Annotated in this window: 24 protein-coding genes; 16 read left to right on the top strand and 8 right to left on the bottom strand. The window is 71.3% G+C overall.

All coding sequences use genetic code 11. The features are described from left to right. Nucleotides 1–26 precede the first annotated feature (26 nt). Both IM767_RS05135 and IM767_RS05140 read right to left on the bottom strand, forming a co-directional pair. A complete protein-coding gene (locus IM767_RS05135; protein WP_109211378.1) occupies nt 27–2,990 on the bottom strand; it encodes an ATP-binding cassette domain-containing protein in 2,964 nt (987 codons plus the stop codon). 1 nt (nt 2,991) lies between these two features. After that, nucleotides 2,992–3,543: a hypothetical protein gene (locus tag IM767_RS05140; protein WP_109211377.1), complete on the bottom strand. Its 552-nt coding sequence runs from the start codon at nt 3,541–3,543 to the stop codon at nt 2,992–2,994. 76 nt (nt 3,544–3,619) lie between these two features. Between IM767_RS05140 and IM767_RS05145 the strand changes: the two genes are divergently transcribed. Together IM767_RS05145 and IM767_RS05150 are read left to right on the top strand one after the other, a co-directional pair. Then, on the top strand, nt 3,620–4,573 hold the full coding sequence (locus IM767_RS05145) for a 1,4-dihydroxy-2-naphthoyl-CoA synthase (RefSeq protein ID WP_109211376.1): 954 nt from the start codon (nt 3,620–3,622) through the stop codon (nt 4,571–4,573). 103 nt (nt 4,574–4,676) lie between these two features. Then, nucleotides 4,677–5,831: an AMP-binding protein gene (locus IM767_RS05150; RefSeq protein ID WP_109211375.1), complete on the top strand. Its 1,155-nt coding sequence runs from the start codon at nt 4,677–4,679 to the stop codon at nt 5,829–5,831. A 5-nt stretch (nt 5,832–5,836) separates the two neighbouring features. On the opposite strand, the gene IM767_RS05155 is transcribed toward IM767_RS05150, so the two are convergent. Beyond that, nucleotides 5,837–6,235 (bottom strand): VOC family protein, encoded by a 399-nt coding sequence (locus IM767_RS05155; RefSeq protein WP_109211374.1) that lies wholly within the window; start codon nt 6,233–6,235, stop codon nt 5,837–5,839. A 90-nt stretch (nt 6,236–6,325) separates the two neighbouring features. On the opposite strand from IM767_RS05155, the gene IM767_RS05160 reads away from it, so the two are divergent. Beyond that, nucleotides 6,326–7,309, top strand: coding sequence for a 1,4-dihydroxy-2-naphthoate polyprenyltransferase (locus tag IM767_RS05160; RefSeq protein ID WP_109211373.1), 984 nt, complete (start codon nt 6,326–6,328; stop codon nt 7,307–7,309). 184 nt (nt 7,310–7,493) lie between these two features. Here the strand turns inward: IM767_RS05160 and IM767_RS05165 are convergent, their stop codons facing one another. Then, nucleotides 7,494–7,802, bottom strand: coding sequence for a DUF4229 domain-containing protein (locus IM767_RS05165; protein ID WP_109211372.1), 309 nt, complete (start codon nt 7,800–7,802; stop codon nt 7,494–7,496). A gap of 103 nt (nt 7,803–7,905) precedes the next feature. Here IM767_RS05165 and IM767_RS05170 point away from each other — a divergent pair, with 103 nt between their 5' ends. The 3 genes from IM767_RS05170 (at nt 7,906) to IM767_RS05180 (ending at nt 11,182) form a co-directional block, all read left to right on the top strand. Next, a complete protein-coding gene (locus IM767_RS05170) occupies nt 7,906–8,412 on the top strand; it encodes a PLDc N-terminal domain-containing protein (protein WP_109211371.1) in 507 nt (168 codons plus the stop codon). Between the two features lies 1 nt (nt 8,413). Continuing rightward, on the top strand, nt 8,414–10,243 hold the full coding sequence (gene menD / locus IM767_RS05175; RefSeq protein WP_109211370.1) for a 2-succinyl-5-enolpyruvyl-6-hydroxy-3-cyclohexene-1-carboxylic-acid synthase: 1,830 nt from the start codon (nt 8,414–8,416) through the stop codon (nt 10,241–10,243). A gap of 75 nt (nt 10,244–10,318) precedes the next feature. Further along, nucleotides 10,319–11,182: a polyphosphate kinase 2 family protein gene (locus IM767_RS05180; protein ID WP_109211369.1), complete on the top strand. Its 864-nt coding sequence runs from the start codon at nt 10,319–10,321 to the stop codon at nt 11,180–11,182. Nucleotides 11,183–11,204: 22 nt separating this feature from the next. Here IM767_RS05180 and IM767_RS05185 read toward each other — a convergent pair whose 3' ends face one another. Continuing rightward, on the bottom strand, nt 11,205–12,506 hold the full coding sequence (locus IM767_RS05185) for an isochorismate synthase (protein WP_239453426.1): 1,302 nt from the start codon (nt 12,504–12,506) through the stop codon (nt 11,205–11,207). Between the two features lie 22 nt (nt 12,507–12,528). On the opposite strand from IM767_RS05185, the gene IM767_RS05190 reads away from it, so the two are divergent. The 5 genes from IM767_RS05190 to IM767_RS05210 all read left to right on the top strand — a co-directional run bounded on the left by IM767_RS05190 (nt 12,529) and on the right by IM767_RS05210 (nt 17,642). Further along, nucleotides 12,529–13,173 (top strand): DUF402 domain-containing protein, encoded by a 645-nt coding sequence (locus IM767_RS05190; protein WP_109211368.1) that lies wholly within the window; start codon nt 12,529–12,531, stop codon nt 13,171–13,173. 82 nt (nt 13,174–13,255) lie between these two features. Further along, a complete protein-coding gene (gene ubiE / locus IM767_RS05195) occupies nt 13,256–13,918 on the top strand; it encodes a bifunctional demethylmenaquinone methyltransferase/2-methoxy-6-polyprenyl-1,4-benzoquinol methylase UbiE (RefSeq protein WP_239453428.1) in 663 nt (220 codons plus the stop codon). 56 nt (nt 13,919–13,974) lie between these two features. Beyond that, nucleotides 13,975–15,030: a polyprenyl synthetase family protein gene (locus IM767_RS05200; protein WP_109211366.1), complete on the top strand. Its 1,056-nt coding sequence runs from the start codon at nt 13,975–13,977 to the stop codon at nt 15,028–15,030. A 79-nt stretch (nt 15,031–15,109) separates the two neighbouring features. Then, entirely contained in the window at nt 15,110–16,483 is a 1,374-nt protein-coding gene (locus IM767_RS05205) for an FAD-dependent oxidoreductase (protein WP_109211365.1), read from the top strand. A 142-nt stretch (nt 16,484–16,625) separates the two neighbouring features. After that, entirely contained in the window at nt 16,626–17,642 is a 1,017-nt protein-coding gene (locus IM767_RS05210) for an alpha/beta hydrolase (protein ID WP_109211364.1), read from the top strand. Between the two features lie 231 nt (nt 17,643–17,873). Here the strand turns inward: IM767_RS05210 and IM767_RS05215 are convergent, their stop codons facing one another. Next, on the bottom strand, nt 17,874–18,353 hold the full coding sequence (locus IM767_RS05215; RefSeq protein ID WP_109211363.1) for a hypothetical protein: 480 nt from the start codon (nt 18,351–18,353) through the stop codon (nt 17,874–17,876). Nucleotides 18,354–18,481: 128 nt separating this feature from the next. On the opposite strand from IM767_RS05215, the gene IM767_RS05220 reads away from it, so the two are divergent. Continuing rightward, nucleotides 18,482–19,231 (top strand): EAL domain-containing protein, encoded by a 750-nt coding sequence (locus tag IM767_RS05220; protein ID WP_109211362.1) that lies wholly within the window; start codon nt 18,482–18,484, stop codon nt 19,229–19,231. On the opposite strand, the gene IM767_RS05225 is transcribed toward IM767_RS05220, so the two are convergent. After that, the gene (locus IM767_RS05225; RefSeq protein ID WP_109211361.1) at nt 19,221–19,970 is read right to left on the bottom strand and encodes a TetR/AcrR family transcriptional regulator; all 750 of its coding nucleotides are present in this window, start codon (nt 19,968–19,970) and stop codon (nt 19,221–19,223) included. The genes IM767_RS05220 and IM767_RS05225 overlap by 11 nt on opposite strands. 319 nt (nt 19,971–20,289) lie before the next feature. On the opposite strand from IM767_RS05225, the gene IM767_RS05230 reads away from it, so the two are divergent. Beyond that, nucleotides 20,290–21,657 carry a sensor domain-containing protein gene (locus IM767_RS05230; RefSeq protein ID WP_109211360.1) on the top strand — a complete coding sequence of 456 codons (1,368 nt, stop codon included), beginning with the start codon at nt 20,290–20,292 and terminating at the stop codon, nt 21,655–21,657. A 152-nt stretch (nt 21,658–21,809) separates the two neighbouring features. Continuing rightward, entirely contained in the window at nt 21,810–22,742 is a 933-nt protein-coding gene (locus IM767_RS05235; protein ID WP_109211359.1) for a Wzz/FepE/Etk N-terminal domain-containing protein, read from the top strand. 93 nt (nt 22,743–22,835) lie between these two features. On the opposite strand, the gene IM767_RS05240 is transcribed toward IM767_RS05235, so the two are convergent. Continuing rightward, nucleotides 22,836–23,324: a YajQ family cyclic di-GMP-binding protein gene (locus IM767_RS05240; RefSeq protein WP_109211358.1), complete on the bottom strand. Its 489-nt coding sequence runs from the start codon at nt 23,322–23,324 to the stop codon at nt 22,836–22,838. 252 nt (nt 23,325–23,576) lie between these two features. Between IM767_RS05240 and IM767_RS05245 the strand changes: the two genes are divergently transcribed. After that, nucleotides 23,577–24,809, top strand: coding sequence for a sugar ABC transporter substrate-binding protein (locus tag IM767_RS05245; RefSeq protein WP_109211357.1), 1,233 nt, complete (start codon nt 23,577–23,579; stop codon nt 24,807–24,809). A gap of 80 nt (nt 24,810–24,889) precedes the next feature. After that, nucleotides 24,890–26,506: an ABC transporter permease subunit gene (locus IM767_RS05250; protein ID WP_109211356.1), complete on the top strand. Its 1,617-nt coding sequence runs from the start codon at nt 24,890–24,892 to the stop codon at nt 26,504–26,506. Nucleotide 26,507: the final 1 nt, after the last annotated feature.

The raw sequence follows: 26,507 nt of genomic DNA on the forward strand, positions 1-26,507 counted from the left end.
GGCGCCTTCCCGCGTCGGGTCGTTCGTCACTGTACGGCGTGCGCGGGCTCGCGCGCCACCGCGGCGGCAGGTGCCGGCGGCGTGAGCGGCTTGGTGCGCCGCAGCGCGGCGAGGATCGGCCGGCCGACCACGACGAGCCCGATCACGGTGGTGATCGCGCGCAACGTGTCCCAGCTGAGCGTCGATGTCACGAGCGAGTAGACCAGGAAGCTCGCGAGGTTCACCCCGAGGGGTGCGCCGCCGTCGTACGAGATGCCCGTGCCGTAGCCGACGGCGAACGGCCAGAACCACAGATTCATGAGGAGTCCGAACAGGTACGAAGCCGCGACGCCGTAGACGCAGAGCATCGCGATCTCGGCGAGGCGGGGCACGCGCCGGGGGAGGAGGCCCGCGACCGCGCCGACCCACGCGCACGCGAACATCTGGAAGGGTGTCCAGGGGCCGAACGTCCCGGTGACGACGGTCGACAGCGCGATCGTCGCCATGCCCAGCAGCATGCCGAACCGCGCCCCGTAGGCCCGGCCCGCGAGGATCAGCAGGATGAACACGGCCTCGACGCCGCCCACGCCGGTGCCGGCGATGCGCACCGCGGCGCCGATGGCGGCCAGCGTGCCGAGCAGCGCCAGGAGGTGGGCCGACCGCACCGTGCCGTCGAGGGTCGCCACGACGACGAGGACTGCGAGCGGGAGCAGCGCGAGCGCGGCGACCGGCACGGCCGCAGCGGCCTGCTGGGGGACGGCGATCGCGACGAGCGGCCAGCAGAACGCGCCGAGCGCGACGAGGTTCGCCGCGGCAAGGGCGGCGAGCCCGAGTCGCCGGGGCCGCGATCCTTTCGGGCCAGGCACGGGCGCGATCGGTGCCGCCGCTTCCCGCGGTCGCACCGCGGTCACTCGCGGTGCGGACGGAATCCCGATCGTCTGGACGGCGCGGGGCGACGGTTCTCCAGCCGCGATGGGCGCGAGGACGCCGGAGCGCATCGACAGCTCGCGGTCGGCGCGCGCGGTGAGGTCCGGCTCGTGCGTGGCCACGAGCACCGCGGTGCCCGTCACGGCGAGCAAGGCGAGCGCCGACCAGACCAGGTCGCGGGCGGCGGGGTCGAGGCCGCGGGTCGGCTCGTCGACCATGAGCACGCGCGGGGAGGCGGCGAGCTGGATCGCCAGCGCCAGGCAGCGCCGCTCTCCGACCGAGAGGTCGCGGGGATGCCGCGCCAGCCGCGCGGCGAATGCGGGGCCGTCGGGATCGAGGCCGAGGAAGTGCGCGAACCTCGCCGCGGTCGGGGTGGGCGGCTCGGCCGTGGCAGCCCCCGGACTCGAGGATCCGCCGGAATGCGGCCGGACGCCGCGGTCGACCCGGGCCGCGCGGCGGTCGGCCCGCCGGCACTCGGCGGCGACGGAGTCGCAGACGAAGAGGTCGTCGGACGCATCGGGCACCAGCGCCACGCGTCCCGCGGCCTCGATGTCCATGGCGGTGGAAGGGAGCGCCAGCGCCCCGAGCAGGCTGGACTTTCCGGCGCCGTTGGGTCCGACGAGCGCGGCGATCTCGCCCGCGCGAAGCTCGACGTCGGCGCCGGCGACCGCCACGGTGTCGCCGTGCCGGACGGCGATGCCGCGGGCGCGCAGCACGACGTGCTCGTCCGCCGACGCCGCCGTTTCGGGGCGAACGGAGTACGTTCGGGGCGTGCCCGTCGCGCCCCGATCGACCGGCGCGAGCCCCCAACCCGAGGTCGGCGTCGCGATCGCCTCGGGCTCCGCGTGATCCACCGCGCCGCCGTCGATCCGCAGCACGGTGTCGGCGATCCCGGTCAGCGCGTCCACGCGATGCTCGGCCACGACCACGCACATGCCCGCCTCGTGGGCGAGCGCGTCGAGCAGCCCCGCGATGCGCATCCGCGCGTCGGCGTCGAGGTCGGCGAGCGGCTCGTCGACGAGGAGCAGGATGGGGTGCTCCACGATCGCGGCGGCGATCGCGACGAGCGTGGCCTCGCCCGCCGAGAGCCCCCGTGTCGGACGATCCAGCAACGCGGTCACTCCCACGCGATCGGCGACCTCGGCCACGCGCGCCCCTGCGATCACGGGTGCGACGCCGCGCAGCTCGAGCGAGAGACCGATCTCGTCGCGCACCCGCTCCGTGGCGAACGCCTCGCGCGGGTGCTGCAGCACGACGCCCACCCGCTGCGCCAGGTCTCGCGGGGGAACCGCTGCCCGCTCGTGCCCGACGACGCGCAGCGACCCGGCGATCCAGCCGCCGTCGGTGTGCGTGTGGGGCCCCGCCACTGCGCGCAGCACCGTGGACTTGCCCGAGCCCGTCGGCCCGGTGACGAGCGTGAGGGTGCCCGCATCCAGCGTGAGCGGGGAGGGGAGACGGATGCCGCGACCCGCCGCCGCGGCCGACTCCTCCCGGTCGCCGGCCCGTGGTGCATCGCCGAAGCCGATCTCCAGGTCCTGCGCCTCGACGGGCGCGAGGCAGTCGCCGGCGAGCCCGCGACCGGCGAAGCCGCGGAGCTCGAGCGCCGCCGCCACGTTGCCGGCGCGCTCGAGCGTGCGCTCGAGCAGAGGGAGCAGCATCCGTGCCCCGCCGCGTTCGCCGCGCAGCCGCTGCGCGAACCGCACCGCGCGCGCTCCGTCGGCGAGCGACGGGAGGGTGGCCCACGCGATGGCGAGGGCCCGCGCGATGCCGCGCAGCGGCCCCCGCCGCGAGGCGCGCGCGAACACCCGGTGCAGATCGATGACCGCGTTCAGGGCGCCGAAGGCGAGGATCGTGAGCGCGATCGGCAGCGCGCCGGCTGCGGCATCCCACAGTCCATCGATCGTGACCGGGCCCAGCAGCACGACATGCGCGAACGGCGCCGGCAGGCGCACCGCCGGAAGGTCCAGCAGCACGAGGCCGTCGCCGTCCGCGCCGTGGAAGACGATGCGGTAGACGATCCGGGCCGCCACGAAGCCTGCGGCGAGGATCGCCGCGGCGCGCAGGGGACCGGGTCGGAACGTCATGTCACGTGGTCGGCGCCGCCGGCTCTCCGTTCAGCGTGAAGAGCAGCTCGACCGCGTCGCCCGGCTCGAGCTCCTGCGTCGACGCGCCCTCCTGCGCGTAACCCCACTCGCCGCCGGCGGGCTTCACCCACAGCGACCAGTAGGCGAAGGCCGCCGGCATCGCCTCGCAGGTCTCGAAGTAGTCCGAGCCGTCCTCGGCGGGGATCGCCTGGTCCTCGGCGGGCAGACCGTTGACGCGGCAGACGACCTGGTCGCCGTACTCGTCGGTGCCCTCGGTCTGCACCGCGGCGATCGAGAAGGCGTCCGCGGCGACGATCGGCTCATCGGTGGTGACGCACCACTGGTCGAGGCTGCCGTCCTCGAGGGCGGAGCCGTCGACGATGACCGTCACGCCGGTGTCACCCTCGCAGGGGCCGGTCGTGATCTCGGACGTGGCCGCGTCCTCGCTCGGCGACGGCGTCGTGGTCGTCGCGGGTCCGCTCGCGCACGCGGCGAGGGACAGGAGCAGGGCGGCGGCGCTCGCCGCGGTCAGGACGCGAAGCTTCGAAGTCACCTGACCAGGCTAGAGCCGCGGGCGCGCCGGCACCGGCCGTGTGACGCGCGGCGGCACCCGGCCATAGGCTGGCCGGGTGAGTGTTTCGGAACTGTTCGACGAAGACGAGTGGCGCCCGGCGCCCGGTCAGCCGGACGGCGGCTACACCGACATCACCGCCCACGTCTCGCACGACGGCCGCATCGCGCGCATCGCGTTCGATCGCCCGGAGGTGCGCAACGCGTTCCGGCCGCACACCGTCGACGAGCTGTACCGCGCGCTCGACATCGCCCGCCAGGACCCTCGCGTCGGCGTCGTGCTGCTCACCGGCAACGGTCCGAGCCCGAAGGACGGCGGCTGGGCGTTCTGCTCGGGCGGCGACCAGCGCATCCGCGGGCGCGACGGCTACAAGTACGAGCAGTCGGTCGGCGACCCTGGCGAGGCGTCCGACAGCCCTCCGACGGGCTCAGGGGCGGGCACCATCGACCAGGCCCGCGCGGGGCGCCTCCACATCCTCGAGGTGCAGCGGCTCATCCGGTTCATGCCCAAGGTGGTCATCGCGGTGATCCCCGGCTGGGCCGCAGGCGGGGGGCACTCGCTGCACGTGGTGTGCGACCTGTCCGTCGCGTCGGCCGAGCACGGGCGTTTCAAGCAGACCGACGCCGACGTGGGATCGTTCGACGCCGGCTACGGGTCGGCGTACTTCGCCCGGCAGATCGGGCAGAAGTTCGCGCGCGAGGTGTTCTTCCTCGCCGAGGAGTACTCGGCTCAGCGCGCCTACGAGATGGGCGCGGTCAACCGCGTGGTGCCGCACGCCGACCTCGAGCGCGAGGCCGTCGCCATGGCCCGCACCATCCTCACGAAGTCGCCCACCGCGATCCGCATGCTGAAGTTCGCATTCAATGCCGTCGACGACGGGCTCGTCGGCCAGCAGGTCTTCGCCGGCGAGGCGACGCGGCTCGCATACGGCACCGACGAGGCCGTCGAGGGCCGCGACTCCTTCCTCCAGAAGCGCGACCCGGACTGGTCGCCCTACCCCTGGCACTTCTGATGACCGATCGCGTCTGCACAACTCCACGGGTCCGCCGTGGCGAAGCCCGCGTGGGCCGGCTGCGGCGCGTGAGGCCGGCCGATCCGTGGAGTTCTGACGCCCGATGAAGCTCGTACCCGTCGTCGGCGACGACCCCCGCGAGATCCTGCGAGGGCTCCGCGGGGCCCTGCACGGCGCCGGTCCGGCGCTGGGGCTCGGGCTCGTAAGCGGCCTGCCGGGTGACGTGCGCGCGGGCACGGCCGTGGTCGTGACCACGTCCGGGTCCACCGGGGTGCCCAAGAGCGTGGCGCTCAGCCGCGATGCGCTCACCGCGAGCGCCCTGGCGACCACCGACCGCATCGGCGACGGCGCATGGCTGCTCGCACTGCCGGCGAGCTATGTCGCCGGACTCCAGGTGCTCGTGCGCTCGCTCGTCGCCGACCGCGAGCCGGCGATCCTCGCGGGGGCGTTCACGCCGCAGGCGTTCGCGGCGGCCGCGCTCACCATGGTGTCGACCGAGGGCGGCGAGCGCGTGCCCACCTTCACCTCGCTCGTGCCCGCGCAGCTGTCGCGGCTGCTCGACGCCGCCGACCACGACTCCGGCGTGCTCGCCGCGCTGCGCTCTTTCGAGACGATCCTCGTCGGCGGGCAGGCGCTCCCGGCGGCGACGCTCGAGCGCGCCGAGGCCGCCGGCGCGCGCATCGTCCGCACGTACGGCTCGACCGAGACGAGCGGCGGCTGCGTGTACGACGGGGTGCCGCTGCGGGGCGTGCGCGTGCGGATCGAGCGCGGCGAGGTGCAGGTGTCGGGTCCGACCCTCGCCGACGGCTACCTCGGCGACCAGGAGAGGACGGATGCCGCGTTCCTCCGCGCGCCCGACGGCTCCCGGTGGTACCGCACCGGCGATGCCGGGCTGTTCGAAGACGGGGTGCTGCGCGTGCGGGGCCGGCTCGACAACGTCATCGTGTCGGGCGGCATCAACGTCTCGCTCGACCGGGTCGAGCGGATCGTGCGCGGGATTCCGGGACTCGCGCTCGCCGTCGTCGTCGGGGTTCCCGACGAACGCTGGGGCGAGGCATCCGTGGTCGTCGCCTCACGCGGAGAGGCGCTGCGCCGCAGCGAAGCCGTCCAGCTCGAAGAGGCCCGCGCTGCGGTGCAGGCCGAGATCGGCGCGCACGCGCGCCCGTCGCGACTCGTGCTCGTCGACGAGCTGGCGACGCTGCCCTCGGGCAAGCCCGATCGGGAGGCGATCCGCCGAGCCGTGCTCGCCCTGCACTGACCGCGTCAGCCGCGGTCAGGGTCGTCGGAGCGAGCAGGCCCCGTGTCGACGACGCAGAACCGGTTGCCCTCGGTGTCTTCCAGCACCACCCAGTCGGCATCGTCGGGGTAGTCGTCCCAGTCGACCTCCCGCGCGCCGAGCTCGAGCAGCCGGGCGATCTCGGCCTGCTGGTCGTCGGCGTAGATGTCGAGGTGGATGCGGGGCGGGTAGTGCTGTGGGTAGCCCGTGACCGAGAGCGCGAGGCTGGCACCCGGCTGACTCCAATGCGTCTTTTCGGGCGGGTCGAGGATCACCCAGTCGTCGCTCGGCTCGCTGCGGTTCACGTAACCGAGGGCGGCGCGCCAGAAATCCCCGGCGCGCTCGATGTCTTCGACGGTGAGGACGGTGGATCCGATGCTCAGCATGGGTCCCATCCTGCGCCCGGTCGCCGACATCGGTCAGGGGGTTGACGGCTTGCGCATGGCACATCGACCCGCCCCCTAAAATGTGCATTCGTGGCAGGAACCCCGAGCAAGAAGCGCAGGACCGCAGGCCCGAAGAAGCAGGCGCCGCGCGGAAACCCTCAGAAGGCGCACGTCTCGCGCGCACCGCAGCACGTCGAGAAGGCGACTGCCCGCGACTGGATCGGCGCGGCCCGCCTGCGCACCCTCCCGCTGGCGATCACGCCGGTGCTCGTGGGAACGGGAGCGGCGATCCTCGTCGCCGATGTCTTCCACTGGGTGATCGCGCTGTTCTGCCTCATCGTCTCGGTCTCGCTGCAGATCGGCGTGAACTACGCCAACGACTACAGCGACGGCATCCGCGGCACCGACGACCACCGCGTCGGCCCCGCGCGCCTGACCGCCGGCCGCAAGGCGAAGCCGCGCACCGTGCTGCTGGTGGCACTGGCGTTCTTCGCGATCGCGGCGATCGCGGGCCTTGCCATCACCATCCGCACGCAGCAGTGGTGGCTCGTCGCCGTCGGCGCCGTCTGCATCATCGCCGCGTGGTTCTACACCGGCGGCAAACGCCCGTACGGCTACTACGGTCTGGGCGAGCTCTTCGTCTTCGTCTTCTTCGGCCTGGTCGCCACGCTCGGCACCACCTGGGTGCAGGCGCTCGCCCTGCCGCAGGAGGCCTGGTTCGGCGCGGTCGGGGTCGGTCTCATCGCGTGCGCGGTGCTGCTGGCGAACAACCTCCGCGACATCGACCAGGACCGCGTCGCCGGCAAGAAGACCCTGACGGTGCTGATCGGGCGCACCGCGACCCGCTGGCTGTTCACGGTCTTCCTGCTCGTCGCGTTCGCGATCGCCCTCTTCCTGGCGTGGATCGGCTACCCGATCGCCTGGCTCACCCTGCTGGCGCTGCTGGCAGGCCTTCCCGCGATCCTCATCGTCTGGACGTACCGCGACCCGCGCGAGCTCGTCGTGGCCCTCGGTCTCACGTCGCTCACCTCGGTCGCCTACGGCGCGTTCCTCATGTGGGCCTTCATCGGCTGATCCCGACACCCACGGCGTCTTCGTCCGGCGGACGAGCGGGGACGGATGCCGCGCCCCGGCGTCCAGCGCCGCGCTGCGGGCGTTTCGTCTCGCTCGTTCCTCGCTCGCTCAACGACCGGGGGTGAGGGAGCGTCTCGTCGGTCCTCGCTCGCTCGACGACCGGGAGTAGGCGGGCGCGAAGGGGTCAGGGGCGGGGGTCGGGCTTGTCGGTCTCGGGCGAAGCGGGAGCTGCGGCGGCGGCCGCGGCATCCTCCGCCTCCTCGTCGGTGACCGAGGCGCGCGGCTGAGCTCGGCGCTCGCCGAGACCTGCGGTGGCGTCCGCGAGAGGCTTGCGCAGGAAGAGCACCGAGAGGCTCAGCCCGATGAGGGCGGCGAAGATCGCGGCGAGCCAGTAGTACTCGCGCAGGATCGGGAACAGCATCATGATGCCGAACGGCACGAGGAAGGCCAGCAGCCGCAGCACCGAGTAGACGATGGCAGAGCGCGCTTTCACCCGTCCATCCTACGTTCCGCCGCCGGGACCGCTTCGGCGTCGGTTGCGTCACGGAGCGACTGCGGACCGCCCACGCCGGGCCCGGCCCGCCTAGGATGGGAAGATGCCTCGGGTGCTGTTGATTCTGGCCCTGGTGGCGACCGCGTTCTGGGTCTTCACCATCGTCGATTGCGCCGTCCAGCCCCCGACCCGTCACCGCGGCGTGAGCAAGCCGGTCTGGCTCCTCATCGTGGTGCTGCTGCCCGTGCTCGGAGGCCTCCTCTGGCTCATCGTCGGACGCGTCCGCGCCTCGGCCGTCGCCGCTCGCCGCGCACCGGACGACGACCCCGAGTTCCTCGGCCGCATCGGCACGCTCAGCGACCAGGACGAGCGCATCCGCCGCCTGGAGGAGGAGCTGGCCCAGCTCGACTCCGAGGACGACGACCCGCGCTGGCACCCGCAGGCGGGGCCCGCGGCATCCGACGACACCACCGCGCCCGGCGCGACCACCCCCGGCTCCGCGACGGCCGGGGGCACCGCTGCGCCCGGAACGCCGCCGCCCGCCAAGCCGCCGATCCGTCCCGCCGAGGGCGACGACGACGCCCGCGGCCAGCGCGGAGCCATCGGCTGACGTGAGCGACGCCCCTCGCGCCGGCGGCGCGGCCGAGTCCGACGCCGCGCCCGCGACCGACGCCGCCGCGGCGCTGCTGTGCCGGCTCGTCGAGCTGGGCGTCCGCCATGTCGTGCTGAGCCCCGGGTCGCGCTCCCAGGCGCTGGCGCTCGTCGCGGCCGAACTCGAGCGCCGCGGTGCTCTGCGCCTGCACGTGCGGATCGACGAGCGGGTCGCGGGCTTCACCGCGCTCGGCATCGGACGCGAGACACGGATGCCGGCGGCCCTGGTCTGCACGTCGGGCACGGCGGTCGCGAACCTCCTGCCGGCCGCGCTCGAGGCGCACCACGCCGGCGTCCCGCTCCTGCTGCTCACCGCCGACCGGCCGCCCGAGCTGCGCGGCGTGGGTGCCAATCAGACCACGCGGCAGCCGGGGATGTTCGCCCCCACCGTGCGCATGGAGGCCGACGCCCCCGTGCCGGAGGGCGTCGACCCGGACGGCACGCACGAGCAGAGCGCGATGCTGCGGACGCTCGCGGAGGATGCCGTGGCCGCCGCGCTCGGCGCGGGCACGAGGTCGCCCGGCCCGGTCCACCTCAACCTCCCGTATCGCGAGCCGCTGTCGGGGGCGCTCCCCGCCTGGATGGGCGTGCCCGCCGCCGAGCTCGACACGGCGGTCGACGACGACCCGGACGGGCCGCCGGTCGAGCCGGAGGCGGAGGACGAGGCATCCGGCGCCCTCTATCAAGGCGGAGGAGGGATCGGCGAGTCCGACGTCCCCACCGAACCCGAGGACGCGCCGCACGTGCTCGAGCGCGGACCGCTCACCGTCGTGCTCGCCGGTGCCGACGCCGGACCTCAGGCGGAGGAGCTGGCCCATGCCGGAGGCTGGCCGCTCATCGCCGAGATCGTCAGCGGCGCCCGCTTCGGGCGCCAGCTCGTGCACGGCTACCGTGAGCTCCTGCGCGACCCGTCGCTCGGCGGGCGCATCGAGCGCGTCGTCGTGCTAGGCCATCCCACCCTGAGCCGCGAGGGGGCGGCCCTGCTGTCGGATCCCGACATCGAGGTGATCGCCGTCCGCGGGCCCGGGGAGCCGCTCAACCTCAACGGGGTCACCATCGCGGCAGACCGCGTCGCGGTGGCCACCGGCGACCATGACCGGGTCTGGCTCGGGGAATGGATGCAGGCCTCGCGCGCGGCATCCGTCGATCTCACGCCGCCCGCGCCCGACGCCGACGGCCTCTCCTCGACCGTGCCGGGGGAGCGGCTCGGCGCGATCGCGGCCGAACTCGGCGTGATCCGCGCGCCGATCGACCGCGCCGGCCTCGTCGATGCCGCATGGCGCGCGACCTGGCCGCACGACCGGCTCGTGTTCGGCTCGTCGCGGCTGGTGCGCGTGGCCGACCTGGTGCTCCCGGGCAAGAAGGTGCCCGTGCATTCGAACCGCGGTCTCGCCGGCATTGACGGCACGATCGCCACCGCCACCGGGATCGCCCTGGCGAGCCAGGCGGCCGGCGGCCCCGGCGTGACGAGGGTGGTGCTGGGGGATCTCGCGCTGCTGCACGACGTGGGCGCACTCCTGCTGCCGCCCGGCGAGGACGAGCCGCGACTGCAGCTCATCGTCGGCAACGACGGCGGTGGCACGATCTTCGACGGACTCGAGGTGGCCGGGGTGGCGGGCGCCGACGTGATGGACCGCGTGCTGTACACGCCCCATACCGTGCGGCTCGAGCAGCTGGCGCTCGCGTACGGCTGGGAGTACCGGCGCGTCACGACCCGCTCCGCACTCGATCAGGCGCTCACGTCGCCGGCCGGTGGGCGGCAGCTCATCGAGGTGCCGCTCGAGCGGTGACCCGCGGCATCCGCCCCGCGAAATCGGCGCCTGCGGGCTGAGCTTCCCGCGCCGATCTTCCGCCATGATTGCTCCATGATCGCCTCGAGTCAGAAGCACTGGAGCGGCGACGTCGCCGAGCTCCTCCGAGTCGACGACGGCTTCGTCCTGTCCGACGTCGACACCCGTTCGACCCCGGGGTACGAGCGGGACAAGCTCCACGCCGCCGACGACCTCAAGTCCGGGGCCGCGCAGCTCGACGAGTACCAGGAGCGCCTGTTCGCACGCAGCCGCGTGGATGCGACCGAAGATGCGGTGCTGCTCGTGCTGCAGGCGATGGACTCCGCGGGCAAGGGCGGCATCATCCGCCACGTCGTCGGCTCGGTCGACCCCCAGGGCGTCGTGCTGTCGGCCTTCAAGAAGCCCACGCCCGAGGAGCTCGAGCACGACTTCCTCTGGCGCGTGGAGCAGCGCCTGCCGGTGCCGGGACTCATCGGGGTCTTCGACCGCTCGCACTACGAGGACGTGCTGATCGGCCGCGTGCGCGAGCTCGCGCCGGCGGAGGAGATCGAGCGCCGCTACGGCGCGATCAACGACTTCGAGAAGCGCCTCACCGACTCCGGAACGCGGGTCGTCAAGGTGATGCTCCACATCTCGCCGGACGAGCAGAAGAAGCGCCTGATGGCGCGGCTGGATCGGCCCGACAAGCACTGGAAGTACAACCCCGGCGACGTCGACGAGCGCGAGCTCTGGCCGGCGTACATGAAGGCGTATCAGACGGTGTTCGAGCGCACGTCGACCGAGCATGCCCCCTGGTACGTCATCCCGGCCGATCGCAAGTGGTACGCACGACTGGCCGTGCAGCACCTGCTGCTCGAGGCCCTCGAAGACATCGATCCGCAGTGGCCGGCCGCCACCTTCGACGTCGAGGCCGAGAAGAAGCGGCTCGCCGCGAGCTGACCCGCGCTCGATCCGCGTTCGCTCAGGCGAGCGCGTCGACGATCGGCCGGAACTTCACCCGGGTCTCGAGGAGCTCCTTCTCGGGGTTGCTCTGGGCGACGATTCCCGCGCCCGCGTGCGCCACGACGGGGATCGTCGCCAAGTACTCCGCGACGTTCCGCGGCGGCTCGGCCGACCCGATCTGGGCGCAGCGCAGCGCGATGGCCCACTCGCCGTTCCCTTCGCCGTCCACCCAGCCGACGGGGCCGGCGTACCGGCCGCGGTCGAACGGCTCGAGCCGGCGGATGAGGTCGAGCGCGGCATCCGTCGGCGTCCCCGCCACGGCCGCGGTCGGGTGGAGCGCGGCGACGAGGTCGAGAGCCGACGCGCTGTCGGCGAGGTCGCCGGCGACGTCGGTGGCCAGGTGCCAGAGGTTGGGCAGCTTCAGCGTGAAGGGCTCGGGGTCGGCGCGCAGATGGCGCACGTGGGGGCCGAGCGTCGCCAGCACGCTCTGCACGGCGTAGCGGTGCTCGTCGAGATCCTTCGTGCTGTGCGAGAGCGAGGTGGAAGCCTCGGTGTCGCCGTGCGCATCGGTGCCCCGCGGGATGGTGCCGGCGAGCACACGAGCCGTGACGACACCGCGCGACGCGGTGACGAGGGTCTCGGGGCTCGCGCCGATGAGCCCGTCGACGGCGAAGGTCCACGTGTCGGGGTAGTCATCGGCCAGCGCGCGCACCAGCCGCCGCAGGTCGGCGCCGGCCGGGATCGTGCCGACGAGATCTCGCGCGAGGACGACCTTCTCGAGCTCGCCGGCCCGGATCGCGTCGACGGCCTGTCGCACCGCGGCCTGGTATCCGGCAGGGTTCAGCGTGCCCGGGCCCAGCGTTGCCGACCAGTACGGACCGTACGCCCGCGGTACGACCTCTGGGTCCGGCACCTCGGCATGCATCCGGCGGATCCGGGTGACCCAGGACCGCCCGCGGTGGCGACCCACGACCGCCTGCGGGATCATGAGGCGGCTCGTCGCCGTCGAGTGCTCGTCGAACGCGAGCGTGCCGAAGGCGACCAGGCCCGTGCCGGGCAGGCGCATCGGGTCGTCCACGTCCGCGGTCGCCGCGATCCGGCGCCAGGTCTCAGCCGGAGAGGGCGGCGTCGCCGGGTCGGTGCCCGCAGGGCTGCGGGGTCCTCGTTGGTAGCCGCCGAGGTGGCCGATGCCGACGATGCCGTCGCCGCGACGCAGCCACGCGAGCGGCTCGTCGGGGGAGGCGTACGCGAGGAGGTCGTCGATGTGCTCGATCTCGCGGGTCTCGACCACCAGCTCAGGCGGGCGGTGCGGAGATGTCACGCCTCCAGCCTAGACTCGCGAGGTGACCGACGACGCCGCACAGCGATACGCCTCCGCGCCCGCCGAACGCCCCGAGCCGGGCGCGCCGCTGCAGTTCCGCTGGCGCAAGTGGGACGGCGGCCCGCACTGGGTGAACGACTGCATCTACCTCGGCCGCGACCGCTGGGGCGACTGGGTGGGGCAGCCCGCCGGGTGGCGCAACGTGCGTCCGGGGCTGGAGTTCGTGGCCGACCGGCCCAACGTCACGCTGCTGCCGCCGAGCGGCGACTACACCCTGACCGTTCACGGGTCGGCCCGTCGCGTGCGCATCTACATCGACATCGCGTGGGACGTCCACTGGGAGAACCGCGAGCCGCAGGGCATCGACATGGACCTCGACGTAGTGAAGGCGGTCGACGGGCGCGGCCTCTTCATCGACGACCGCGACGAGTGGGACGACCACCGCGTCGCGTACGGGTACCCCGCCGACATCGTCGAGAAGCTCGAAGCGCTCGCCCTCGACCTCGAGCAGCGCGTCGGTGCGGGGACGGCCCCGTTCGACGATGCCACGCCCGACGCGTGGCTCGCGCGGCTCGCAGAGTACGAGGCGGTCGCGCCGCCCGCGCCGGTCTTCTTCGCCGACCCCACCGCCGCGGCGGGCCTCGGCGGACCCGGAACCGCCGCCTAGACTCGAAGCCGTGGCATCCCACCCCTCCGATCACGAGCCCAACCGCGCCGACCTGCACAAGGACCCTTCGAGCGTGAGCGGCATGTTCGACCAGGTCGCGGCGGGATACGACCGCACCAACACCGTGCTGAGCATGGGCAACGACCGGCTCTGGCGCGCCGCGACCACGCGCGCCGTCGCCCCGCGCGCCGGTCAGCGGATCCTCGACCTGGCCGCGGGCACCGGAGCCTCGAGCGTCGCGCTGGCCGGCCGCGGCGCGGAGGTGGTGGCCGCCGACTTCTCGCCCGGCATGATCGCCGAGGGCAGGCGCCGGCACGGCGGCATCCGGAATCTGTCCTTCGTGCAGGCCGACGCCACCGCCCTGCCGTTCGGCGACGACGAGTTCGACGCCGTCACGATGTCGTTCGGGCTGCGCAACGTCAACGAGCCGAAGAAGGCCCTCAGCGAGCTGCTGCGGGTCACCAAGCCGGGCGGCCGGCTCGTGATCTGCGAGTTCTCGCACCCGCCGTCGAAGGCGTTCAACGGCCTGTACCGCTTCTACAACGACCGCATCCTGCCGGTGGTCGCCAAGACCGTGAGCTCCAACGCCGACGCCTACGACTACCTCAACGAGTCGATCCGCGACTGGCCCGACCAGCGCACGCTGTCGTCGTGGATCCGCCAGGCGGGCTGGGCCGACGTCGCCTACCGCAACCTCTCGATGGGCATCGTCGCGCTGCACCGCGCCACGAAACCCCAGGCCTAGTGCGCATCGGGACCCGGCCGGGCCGAGACGAAACGCGCCCCCGGTAGGCTGGGCGTGTGACACCGACAGCGCCGGGCTCGCATATCGCGGGCAAGCTGGGCCTCACCGACCGCATCTTCGCGGGCGCGCGATCGCGCAGCCTGCTCAAGACCGTCGAGGCGGGCCTGAAGCGCGTCGACAGCGCCCTCGAGCGCGAACTGCGGGTGTCGGACCAGCTCGCCGACACGACCAGCCGCTACCTCTACGACGCCGGCGGCAAGCGCGTGCGTCCCATGCTCGCCCTGCTGACCGCGCAGCTCGGCGACGGCGCGACCGACGAGGTGATCGACGCCGCGACGGCCCTCGAGATGACCCACCTCGGATCGCTGTACCACGACGATGTCATGGATGCCGCAGACAAGCGTCGCGGGGTGCCCAGCGCGCACGCGGTCTGGGGCAACAGCATCGCGATCCTCACCGGAGACCTGCTGTTCTCGCGCGCGAGCCAGATCATGGCCCGCCACGGCGACCAGGCGATCCAGCTCCAGGCCGACACCTTCGAGCGACTGGTGCTCGGACAGATGCACGAGACGGTCGGCCCGTCCGACTCCGACGACCGCGTCGAGTTCTACCTGCAGGTGCTCTCCGACAAGACCGGCTCGCTCATCGCTGCCGCTGCGCAGTCCGGCGTCATCTTCTCGAACGGCCCGAAGGAGTTCGAGGCCCCGATGGTGACGTTCGGCGAGAAGGCCGGAGTGGCCTTCCAGCTGCTCGACGACGTCATCGATCTCTCCGCCGACCCGGACGAGACCGGCAAGGTGCCCGGCACCGACCTGCGTGCCGGTGTGCCGACGATGCCGTATCTCGTGCTCGGACAGCGCACGGATGCCGCGTCCCGAGCACTCCGCGCTCGCATCGACGAGGGCGTGGAACGCATCGCCGACGGCGCCGATCCGGCGATCCTCGACGAGCCGCTCGCGCAGCTGCGCGACCACGAAGCCACCCAGGCGACGCTCGACCTCGCCCACGCGTGGTCGACCGAGGCGATCGACGCGCTCGCGCCGCTTCCCGACGGACCCGTGCGCGAGGCGCTGACCCGCTTCGCGCAGGCTGTCGCCGACCGTTCCAGTTAGACGTTCCCGCGTCTCGTCCCGCTTCGCTCGCTCGACGACCGGGGGGCCGCGGCGAGACGAAACGCCCGAAAGGACCACTATGACCAAGCTCCGGCTGGCGATCGTCGGCGCAGGACCGGCGGGCATCTACGCCGCCGACATCCTGCTGAAGGCCGAGCGCAAGTTCGACGTGTCGATCGACCTGTTCGAGCAGCTGCCGGCGCCCTACGGCCTCGTCCGCTACGGCGTCGCACCCGATCACCCCCGCATCAAGGGCATCATCACGGCCCTGCGCGAAGTGCTCGACCGCGGCGACATCCGCATCTTCGGCAACGTGCGCTTCGGCGAGGACATCACGCTCGAAGACCTCAAGCGCCACTACAACGCGGTGATCTTCGCCACCGGCGCGATCCGCGACACCGACCTCGACATCCCCGGCATCGACGCCGCCGGTTCGTACGGCGCGGCCGACTTCGTGAGCTGGTTCGACGGCCATCCCGATGTGCCGCGCGAGTGGCCGCTGGATGCGGCATCCGTCGCCGTCATCGGCAACGGGAACGTCGCCCTCGACGTGTCGCGCATGCTGGCCAAGCACGCCGAGGACCTGCTGCCGACCGAGATCCCCGACAACGTGCACCAGGGCCTCGCGGCCTCGAACGTCACCGACGTGCACGTGTTCGGCCGCCGCGGACCCGCGAACGTCAAGTTCACGCCGCTGGAGCTGCGCGAGCTCGGCGAGCTGCGCGACGTCGACATGGTCGTCTACGACGAGGACTTCGACTACGACGACGCCGCCCGTGCCGCCATCTCCAGCAACAAGCAGGTGATGGTCATCGACCGCGTGCTGCAGTCCTGGCGCAAGCGCGACTCGGTGAACAACGCCGGCGGCACGGCCTCCAGGCGCCTGCACCTGCACTTCTACGCCAAGCCCGTGGAAGTGAAGACGGATGCCGACGGCCGCGTGTGCGCGCTCGTCTACGAGCGCACCCGTCCCGATGGCGAGGGCGGCGTCGTCGGAACCGGCGAGCTGCGCGAGGTTCCGATCCAGGCGCTGTACCGCGCCGTCGGCTACTTCGGCTCGCCGCTGCCGGGCGTGCCGTTCGACAAGCGGCACGGCGTGATCCCCAACCGCGAGGGACAGGTGCTCAGCAAGGACTCCAACCAGCGCGTGAACGGCGTCTATGCCACCGGCTGGATCAAGCGCGGTCCGGTGGGCCTCATCGGGCACACCAAGTCCGACGCGATGGAGACCGTCCGTCACCTCATCAACGACCAGGGCACGTGGTGGCAGCCGGCCGACCCGTCCGAGGCGGCGATCCCCGAGCTGCTCGCGTCCCGCGGCGTCCGATGGACCGACCTGGAGGGCTGGCACCGCCTCGACGAGCACGAGGTCGGGCTCGGCGCCCCGCACGAGCGCGCCCGCATCAAGGTGGTTCCCCGCGACGAGATGGTGACAATCTCGCGCGGCGAGTGATCATCGCGCGGTCGCTCAGGCGTCGCGCGGTCGCTCAGGCGTCGCGCGGTCGCTGAGGCGTCTCTCGGTCGCTGAGCCTGTCGAAGCGGCGACGCGCGGTCGCTGAGCCTGTCGTCGCGGCTCCCGCACATAGGCTGAGCCCATGGCCGGGCCATCCCTCACCTGGGTCCCCGACATCCTCGGGAAGCCGTTCGAGCAGCTCACCCTGCCGCTCGGAATCGACGGGCACAGCGGACCGCTCGTGGCCACGCTGGTGCGCAGCATCCCGAATCCGTTCGCCGCACTGACCGCGCCGATGCGCGACGTCGATGTGCTGTATGTGCACGGCTGGTCGGACTACTTCTTCCAGCGCGACGAGGCACGGTTCTGGACGAAGCGGGGAGCACGGTTCTACGCGCTCGATCTGCGGCGGTACGGCCGGAGCCTGCGCGATGGTCAGATGCCCGGGTACATCGACTCGCTCGACGACTACGACGTCGACATCGAGGCCGCGCTGAGCGCGATGGGCCACGGCACCGTGTCGACCGAGCCGACCACGTCGTCCCGGCGGCGCCTCGTGCTCGTCGGGCATTCCACCGGCGGACTCACGCTCACGCTCTGGGCCGCCCGGCACCCGGGCGCCGCGCACGCGGTGGTGCTCAACAGTCCGTGGCTCGAGCTGCAGTTGGGAACCCTCGGACGACAGGCGCTGGCCCCGCTCGTCGACATGCGGGCGCGTCTGGATCCGCGCGGCACGCAGCCCGCCGTCGACTTCGGCTTCTACACCCGCGCTCAGCAGGAGATCGGAAGCCTTCCATCAGGTGAGCAGCGCGCGCTCTGGCGCCCCGACCGCGGGTTCCCGACGGCGCCCGGCTGGCTCGCGGCCGTCATGGAGGGTCACCGGCGCATCGCCGCCGGGATCGACGTCGGCTGCCCCGCCGTGGTGCTGCTCTCGGCCACCTCGACGGTGCCGCTGTCGTGGAGGGAGTCGATGACGTCGTCGGACTCGGTGCTGGTCGTGGACGACATCGCACGGGCCGCGACGAAGATCGGCCGGCTGGTCACGATCGCCCGCATCCCCGGCGCCGTGCACGACGTGTTCCTATCGCGCCCGGCACCGCGCGCGATCGCATATGATGCTCTCGATCGCTGGGCCGCCGGCTACATCGCCGGTCGCTGAGGCCCCCGAGACTGTCCCCCGAAGAGGGGACAGCGCATACCTTGCGAGTCGGGTTAGCCTTTAAGGGAGATGTCCCCAGCATCTCCGGGAAGGTCCTCCCCAAGAAGCCTTCCCATCCGTCGTCGGGCCGCGCTGACCGGGGGGTTGGTCGCGAGAGCAGACGACGACAGGCCCCGGGTGTCCCCAGCACCCGGGGCCTTTTACGTTCGTCCGCGTCTGCGGCGGGCGGGCTCAGTCGCCTGCCTTGCGGGCGAGCACCCGGATGAGGAGGACGTATGTCGCGGCCGACAGCACGTAGCCGACCGCGTAGACGACGAGCTCCGGCGCGAGGAACCGCGCGTAGACGAATGCCCCGTCGACGACGGCCGGCACGGCGCGTGCGACGAAGTAAGCCGCCGTCTGTCCAGCCGCGAAGACGGCCAGCAGCGCCAGCACGGCGAGCAGGGCCGGCCACAGACGCTTCCGCCACACGCGCGCCGTGGTCGCCATCGCGGTGGTGGACGTCCAATCCGGCACCTCGGGGTCTAGCCAGCCGTTGACCCGGGGGATGAGGATGATCGCGGCGATGAACGCGGCATTGAGCAGCGTGCCCCCGATGCCGATGAACGACACCGGGCTGGAGTCGCCTCGCACGAAAGCCGGGATCAGCAGGACCACGAGCACCGGCAGCGTGGCGACGACGGCCGACAGCACAGCCCGGAGAAAGCGCATGGCCCGAGTGTAGGGGGCTTACTGCGACCGCCGCGTCGCGTCAAGATGCCGGGCTCTGCGCATGTCCTTTGCCAAAATGGGTCCAGCGGGCGTTCGCAGGTCATGCCCGGGTGAGGTTGAATCAGGCGATGGTCGAGTTCGCGGAGATGGCGCGCGCGTTGCGCGGCGCCGCGAGCCGTGGAGAGCTGTCTGCGTGGTTCCAGCCCCAGATCGATCTGCAGACCAACCGGCTCGTCGCTGCCGAGGCACTGTGCCGCTGGCATCACCCTCGCTGGGGCATCGTCCCGCCGAACGAGTTCATCCCGGTCGCCGAAGAAGACGGGACGATCGGCGAGATCGGCGTCTTCATGGCGACGGAGGCGATGGCAGCGATGACCCGGTGGGGCATCGACATCTCGGTGAACGTCTCGCCCGCGCAGCTGGAGGACTCCGACTTCACGCGGTGGCTCGAACGGATGATCCGTCGCGTCCGCCGTCCCGCGCGACGGCTCACGCTCGAGATCACGGAGGGGCGGCACCTCGGCGACGTGCCCGCCCTGGTCGCCCGCTTGGATCGACTGCGCGGACTCGGCGTGGGCATCGCGATCGACGACTTCGGCTCGGGCCAGGCGTCGCTCCTGCAGGCGCGGCGCCTTCACGCGACCGAGCTGAAGATCGACCGGGCGCTCATCAGCGATGATTCGCCGGAGGCCACCCAGGTGGTGGCCGAGGCCGTCACGCTGGCTCACGACGCCCACCTGCGTGTGGTCGCAGAAGGCATCGAGACCACGGAGCAGCTCCAGAAGGTCACGCGGCTGGGCTGCGATCGCGCCCAGGGCTACCTGCTCAGTCGCCCGGTGCCGGTGCGTGAGATGGGCCGTCTCGCCGCTACGGCGTGATCTCGCGGTCCAGCCGGTCGAGCAGTGCCTCGAGCGAGACTTCGAACTCCTCGTCGCTGCGGTCCTCGCTCAGCAGGTCGCGAAGGCGAAGGACTTCGGGCGCATCATCCAGCGGGGGAGAGCCCTCCGCTGCCGAGCCGCCCCCGCGCTTGTGCGCGGACGAGTCACCCTCCTCGATGGGCTGGTCGACGGGGCCGGTCGGCGCACCGCGGGTCGCCGACTCGAGCAGCAGCTGCCCCAGCAGGAAGCTGGTGAAGGAGCGATAGGTGTCGACGGCCTGCTGATCCGTGAAGCCGTAGCCCAGCAGCGCGGTGAGGAAGGCGTTGACGACTTCCACGCTCCGAAGCGGCGGGCGCAGCCACGGAGCCGCCGGGTGGCGTGTGGCGACGAGGGGGAAGACGCGCGGGTGCTCGATCGCGACGCGGCGGATCTCGTGCGCCGTGGTCTGCAGGTAGCCCTGCCAATGCTCACCGAGCTCGATGTCGAGGTTCGACATCAGATCACCCATCAGCCGGGTGACGACACCCTCGAGAAGGTCCTCCTTGCCCTGCACGTATCGGTAGAGCGACATCGCCTCGACGCCGAGATCCTGGGCCAGCGACCGCATCGACAGGCTCTGCACGCCGGACTCGTCGATGTGGGCGAGCGCCGTCTCGAGGATCAGTTCGCGGCTGAGCCTTCGCGGCGTCTGCTTGCCCCCCGATCCGGCCGCTTCGCCCTTGCTCACGCGTCCTGCCATGCCCGCCATCCTCCCCTCGAGGAGACCGGGATTCGAGGGGATTGTGGTGCAGGGGGTGCGGCGGGGTATGCTCGCCCGAGGCTTACGCTGTAAGCGGTTGTCGCGGTCCAGCCCTTCTGCATCGCCTGCCCGAAAGGCCCCCCCACCATGCCCGCTCCTCAGATCCGCGACTCGTGACGACGACCTCCGAATCCGTCGGCACGGCAAAGGTCGTCGATGTGCTCCGTCGCAACAATGCGACGGTATCAGGCGACCCCGCGCGAGGGCGCCTGGTGCACGGCTCCATCGACACCGATCGCCCTGACGGGACGACCCCGTCATGAGCACCTCCGCGGACAGCGCCTGGTTCCAGCTGGCGCCGTGCGGGCTCGTCGCCACGTCGCTGGACGGCACGATCCTCGACGCGAACGACGTGTTCCTCGCCTGGACCGGCTTTGCCTCCGAGGAGGTGCTCGGACGATCGTTCGCCGGGCTGCTCGACGGCGGGAGCAGGCTGTTCTTCGAGACCCGCGACAGGGAGGTCCTCCACCTGGAGGGGGCCGTTCACGAGGTCGCCCTCACGCTCCGCACCCAGGATGAATCCGAACTTCCCGTCCTGCTGAACGCCTCGCAGGACGACGACGCCCGCGTCGTCCGGTTCGCGATCTTCAACGCCACCGAACGCGTCCGATACGAGCGTGAGCTGCTGGCCGCGCGGCGCGCAGCAGAGCAGTCGGAGCAGCGGGTGCGGGTCCTCCAAGAGGTTTCCACGATGTTCGGCGTGAGCGCATCCGACGCGGAGGTGGCGCAGTCGTTCGCGGCGGTCGCCCGCGACGCCTTCTCGGCGCGAGACACCGCCGTGTTCCTGACCCAGGACGACGGTGAGCTGCTGATGATGGGTGGCAGCAACCCTCTGGAGGGCCAGGTCGCTCCGGTGCCCGAGCTGCGTGAGACTCCCGAGGTCACGGTGGTGCGCGACGACGACACGAAGTACCCGGAGCTGAGCGCCGCGATGCGCGCGCACGGCCTCGCCGCCTTGAGTGTGACCCCCCTCGTCGCAGACGGGGAGCGGATGGGTGTCCTGGTGTGCTTCTTCTCCGGTCATGTCGACGTGGACTACCACTTCTTCGACCTCCAGCAGGCGCTCGGCCGGCAGGCGACGCAGACGCTGGTGCGCGTGCGGCTGCAACGCAGGCTGGCGGTCCTCGCGCTGCACGACCAGCTCACCGGTGTCGCGAATCGGCAGCTCCTGCAGATGACGCTCGACGACGCCATCACGGTCGCCGCGACCGCGGGAGAGCCCCTCTCGGTGCTGTTCCTCGACGTCGACGAGTTCAAGGGCATCAACGACGCGTTCGGGCACGCCGCCGGCGACGCCGTGCTGGTGGAGCTCGCGTCGCGCCTCCACGCCGGCGTGCGCGCCGGAGACATCGTGGGGCGTATCGGTGGCGACGAGTTCGTCGCCATCTGCCCCGGCGCGGACGCGCTCGCCGTAGAGGCCATCGCGGAGCGTCTGCTCGAACTGTGCCGCACCCCGATCGCGGTGCCTGACGGCATCGTCGCCGCGTCGGTGAGCGTGGGCAGCTCGCTCTACCGTCCGGATGTCGATCCGCACCCCTCGGCGCAGCAGCTGCTGGTGCGCGCCGATGCAGCCATGTACGACGCGAAGCGCGCCGGCAAGGACCGCGCGACGCTCGATGTGCACTGAGCCCGCCTGGTTCCGAATTCGTCTGCGGCGTAATAAACCCCGGTCGGCGTCGTCTCTCTGCATAGGCGGCACCCACCGCGCGGCGCCGTGAGAACCTCGCCCGACTCGGCGAGGGTGCCGGGCGGTGCCGATGGGGGGATCGGGGGACGCTCGTGCCGGATCATTGGACGCTCGAAGACCTCTACACGGGGGTAGCGAGGTCGTGGTGGGTGCTCGCTGTCAGCGTCGCCGCGTTCATCGCTGTCGGCGCGGGCGTCTGGGTCGTGGTGCCCCAGACCTATACGGCGACCGCGCAGCACACCGTCGAGCCGATCAGCATCCTGTCGTCCGGCTCGTCGTTCAGCACCGTGAACATGGAGACCGAGCGTCTGGTCGCCACCTCCGCGGCCGTGCTGGAGCGCGCCGCTCGAGAGCTCGGCGACGCCTCGGTCGATGCCCTGCGCGAGGCCACCGCGGTGCAGGTGCCGCGAGGGTCGCAGGTGCTGTCCTTCGAGATGACCACGCCTTCCGCGCAACGCTCGGCGCAGTGGGCCACCGCGGTCGCCTCGGCATACGGCGCGATGCGGTCGGAGAATGCGCGCGATGTCGTCGAGCAGACCACGGCCGAACTCTCGCGATCGACGGCACAGCTGCAAGCGCTGTATGACTCGCAGGCGCCGGGCAGTGATGCGCGCGCCGCCACTCAGCAGCAGCTGGACGCCCTCCGTGAGCAGCAGGCCCGCCTGGAGGCGACGCCGTTCTTCCCGGGGAGCCTCGTGACTCCCGGCAGCGCGCCGACGGACTCCAATCGCCCGGGCCTTGCGCTGTTCGTTGCGGGTGGACTCTTCCTCGGGTTGATGGCCGGCGGAATCGCGGCGCTGCTGGTGACCCGCGCGCGCAGCGGACCGGCACTCGCCTATCACCGCGACCGGCGGGATGGGGAAGCCGCCGGATCGCTGGACCGCGGGGCGGGCGGTCCGCCACCTTTACAGGCGGTCCCCGACGATCATCGGCCGGTCGGAGATCCGGTCCTCGCCGGGGGCGAGGAGGACGTCGACGTCGGCCAGGAGCGGTCGCCGGTCCTCGCTCGGACGATTCGCCGCTGACGCTGCTTCATCGGCGCCTGTCACCGCGAGCACGCGACGGTGGAGCCGCCTGGCCACTGCGTTCGGCGGTGGCGAAGCGGTCAGGGGCTCGGGTCAGCGATAGTTGACGAACTGCAGGTCGACGTCGAGGTCGGCGGCCTTCAGCAGCCGCTGGACCTCTTGCAGGTCGTCGCGCGACTTCGACTGCACGCGCAGCTCGTCGCCCTGGATCTGCGACTTGACCGACTTCGGGCCCTCGTCGCGGATGATCTTAGAGATCTTCTTCGCGTTCTCGGACGAGATGCCGTCCTTGATGGTCGAGGTGATGCGGTACTCCTTGCCGCTGGCGACGGGGTCGCCCGACTCCAGGCTCTTCAGCGAGATGCCGCGCTTGATGAGCTTCGACTGGAAGACGTCGAGCACCGCCTTCGCCCGCTCCTCGGAGTTCGCCTTGATGAGCACGGCCTCGCCGCTCCATTCGATGGAGGCACCGGTGCCCTTGAAGTCGTAGCGCTGCTCGACCTCCTTGCGGGCCTGGTTGAGCGCGTTGTCGGCCTCCTGGTGGTCAACCTTCGAAACAATGTCAAAACTCGAGTCCGCCATGCCAGGCAGTCTATCGGCGGCTGTCGCCGGAGGACGAGAAGCGGATGCCGCCGCCGCAGCCGATGCCGTGCAAGCGGTTTCACGTCGACAGAGAAAATCACGGCGAGATATCGATCAGTCCGCCGTGTTGCCATACGAAATCTGCCGATGCAGAATGTAAGCGCTTGCAATCGCAGGCGAGAGTCGACCCGCACCGTCGCGACCGGCACGTGCGGCCGGACTCACTACGCACTCCAGAGAGGCACTGCACCGATGAAGGTGAACAAGAAGAGCTGGATCGCCCTCGGCGGTCTCGCCGTGGCGTCGATCGTCCTCGCCGGCTGCGCAGGCAGCGGCAACGACTCCGCCGGGAGCGACGACAGCGGCGACGCCAGCACCACCCTGACCGTCTGGGTCGACACCGAGCGCGTCGACGCCCTGCAGGGCGCCGCCGACGCGTACAGCGAGAAGACCGGTGTCGAGGTCGACCTCGTCGGCAAGGACGTCGCCGACATCAAGGACGACTTCATCCAGCAGGCGCCGACCGGCAAGGGCCCGGACGTGGTCATGGGCGCGCACGACTGGCTCGGCGAGCTGTCGACCAACGGCGTCGTCGCTCCCATCGAGCTCGGCGACACCGCCGGCGACTACCTCCCCGTCGCCCTCCAGGCCTCGACCTACGAGGGCACGACCTACATGCTCCCGTACGCGGTCGAGAACATCGCGATCCTCCGCAACGCCGACATCGTCGCCGACCCGGCCGCCAGCTTCGACGACATGATCGCCAAGGGCCAGGCCGCCGGCCTCAGCACGCCGTTCGTCGTGGAGCAGGGCGCGGAGGGCAACCCGTACCACCTCTACCCGTTCCAGACGGCGTTCGGCGCCCCGGTGTTCGGCACCGACGCCGAGGGCAACTACGACCCGTCCGACCTGCAGCTCGGCAGCGAGGGCGGCTTCCAGTTCGCCAGCTGGCTCGGCGCGCAGGGCGCGGCCGGCAACTTCAACACCGACATCGACGGCGACATCGCCAAGACGATGTTCCTCGACGGCGAGGCGGCTTTCTGGCTGACCGGCCCGTGGAACGTCGGCGTGGCCACCGACGCGGGCATCAACGTCGTCATCGACCAGATCCCCAGCCCGACCGACGCCGTCGCGTCGCCGTTCGCCGGCGTCAAGGGCTTCTTCGTCAGCTCGGAGTCCGACAACAAGGTCGCCGCGAACGACTTCCTGGTGAACTACCTCGGCACCGAAGACGTCCAGCTCGAGCTGTTCGAGGCGGGCAACATCCTCCCCGCGCTGACCGCCGCCGCTGACACCGCCGCGTCCGACCCGATCATCGCCGGCTTCCAGGCCGTCGGTGCCGACGCGGTGCCGATGCCCGCCATCCCCGCCATGGGCTCGGTGTGGCAGTTCTGGGGCGTCGCCGAGGCCGCCATCATCAACGGCGAGGACCCGACGGCGACGTGGCAGAAGCTCGTCGACGACGTGACCGCCGCCATCCAGTAACACCTTGCGGTCGAACGACCGCGACGCGACCGGGACGGATGCCGAGGCATCCGTCCCGGTCCCGATGATGAGGACGACCCATGACAGACACTGTCCACGCCGACACCGCTGAGGCGCCGCCGCAGACCCCGCGCCAGCGCAGCGCGGCCCGCATCGCTGACGCCGCGTCCGGACGCACGCGCTGGCTCCTGCTGAAGATCGCCCTGCTCGCGATCGTCGACGCGATCGCGCTCTACGCCGTCTTCGTCCTCTTCCTCAACAGTGAGTGGCTCGTGCTGGCCCTCGTCGCCGGGGTGACGATCCTCGTCAACTGGATCTACTTCTCGCGCAAGCACATCCCCGCCAAGTACCTGACGCCCGGCATCATCCTGCTGGTCGCTTTCCAGATCTTCACCCTCGTCTACACCGCCTACATTGGCTTCACGAACTACGGCACCGGCCACAACGGCAGCAAGGACCAGGCGATCGCATCGCTGATGCGCTCGTCGCTCGTGCGGGTCGATGACTCGCCGACGTACGACGTCACGGTGGTCGAGCGGTTCAACGAGCTCGGCCTGCTCGTCACCGATCCCACCGACGGAGAGGCGTCGCTCGGCACCAACACGCAGCCGCTGCAGCCCGTCGACGCGACGATGGAAGGCGGCAAGGCCGTCGCGGTGGACGGGTGGACCAGCCTCACGTTCGCCGATGTCCTCTCGCGCAGCAACGAGGTCGAGCAGCTCGCCGTCGCCTACAGCGACGACCCCAACGACGGGGCGATCCGCACCCAGGACGGTCAGAAGGGCTACCTGTACGTCTCAACGCTGGAGTACGACCCGGCCGCCGACACCATGACCGACACCACGACGGGCACCGTCTACGCCGACACCGGAGACGGCGCGTTCACGGCCGAGTCGGGCGAGCAGCTGATGCCCGGCTGGCAGGTGTTCGTCGGGTTCGACAACTTCGTACGGGCACTGACCGATCCCACGATCCGGGGCCCGTTGCTCGCGGTGACGGCGTGGACCTTCGTGTTCGCCGCGGTCTCGGTGGCATCGACGTTCTTCCTCGGCCTGCTGCTCGCGCTGGTCTTCCAGAACAAGCGGATGCGGTTCAAGAACGGCTACCGGATCATGCTGATCCTCCCGTACGCGTTCCCCGCCTTCCTCTCGGCGCTGATCTGGGCCGGCATGATGAACGAGAGCTTCGGCTTCATCAACCAGGTGCTCTTCAACGGCGCGTCGATCCCGTGGCTCACCGATCCGTGGCTCGCCAAGGTGTCGGTGCTGATCGTGAACCTGTGGCTCGGCTTCCCCTACATGTTCCTCGTGTGCATGGGCGCCCTCCAGGGCATCCCGGAGGAGGTCAACGAGGCCGGCGTCATGGACGGCGCCAACCCGTGGCAGATCTTCCGGCGCATCAAGCTGCCGCTGCTGCTGGTCACCGTGACACCGCTGCTGATCGCGTCGTTCGCGTTCAACTTCAACAACTTCAACCTGATCTACATGCTCACCGACGGCGGGCCGAGGTTCAGTGATGTCGCGCTGCCGGTCGGGCACACCGACATCCTCATCTCGATGGTCTACAAGGTGGCGTTCACCGGACAGAACCGCGACTACGGACTCGCGTCGGCGTTCACAATCCTGATCTTCATCGTGGTCGCCACCATCGCGATCATCAGTTTCCGCAAGACCAAGGCCCTCGAGGAGCTGAACTGAC

This window comes from Microbacterium ureisolvens, assembly GCF_015278315.1.
GTDB lineage: Bacteria > Actinomycetota > Actinomycetes > Actinomycetales > Microbacteriaceae > Microbacterium > Microbacterium ureisolvens.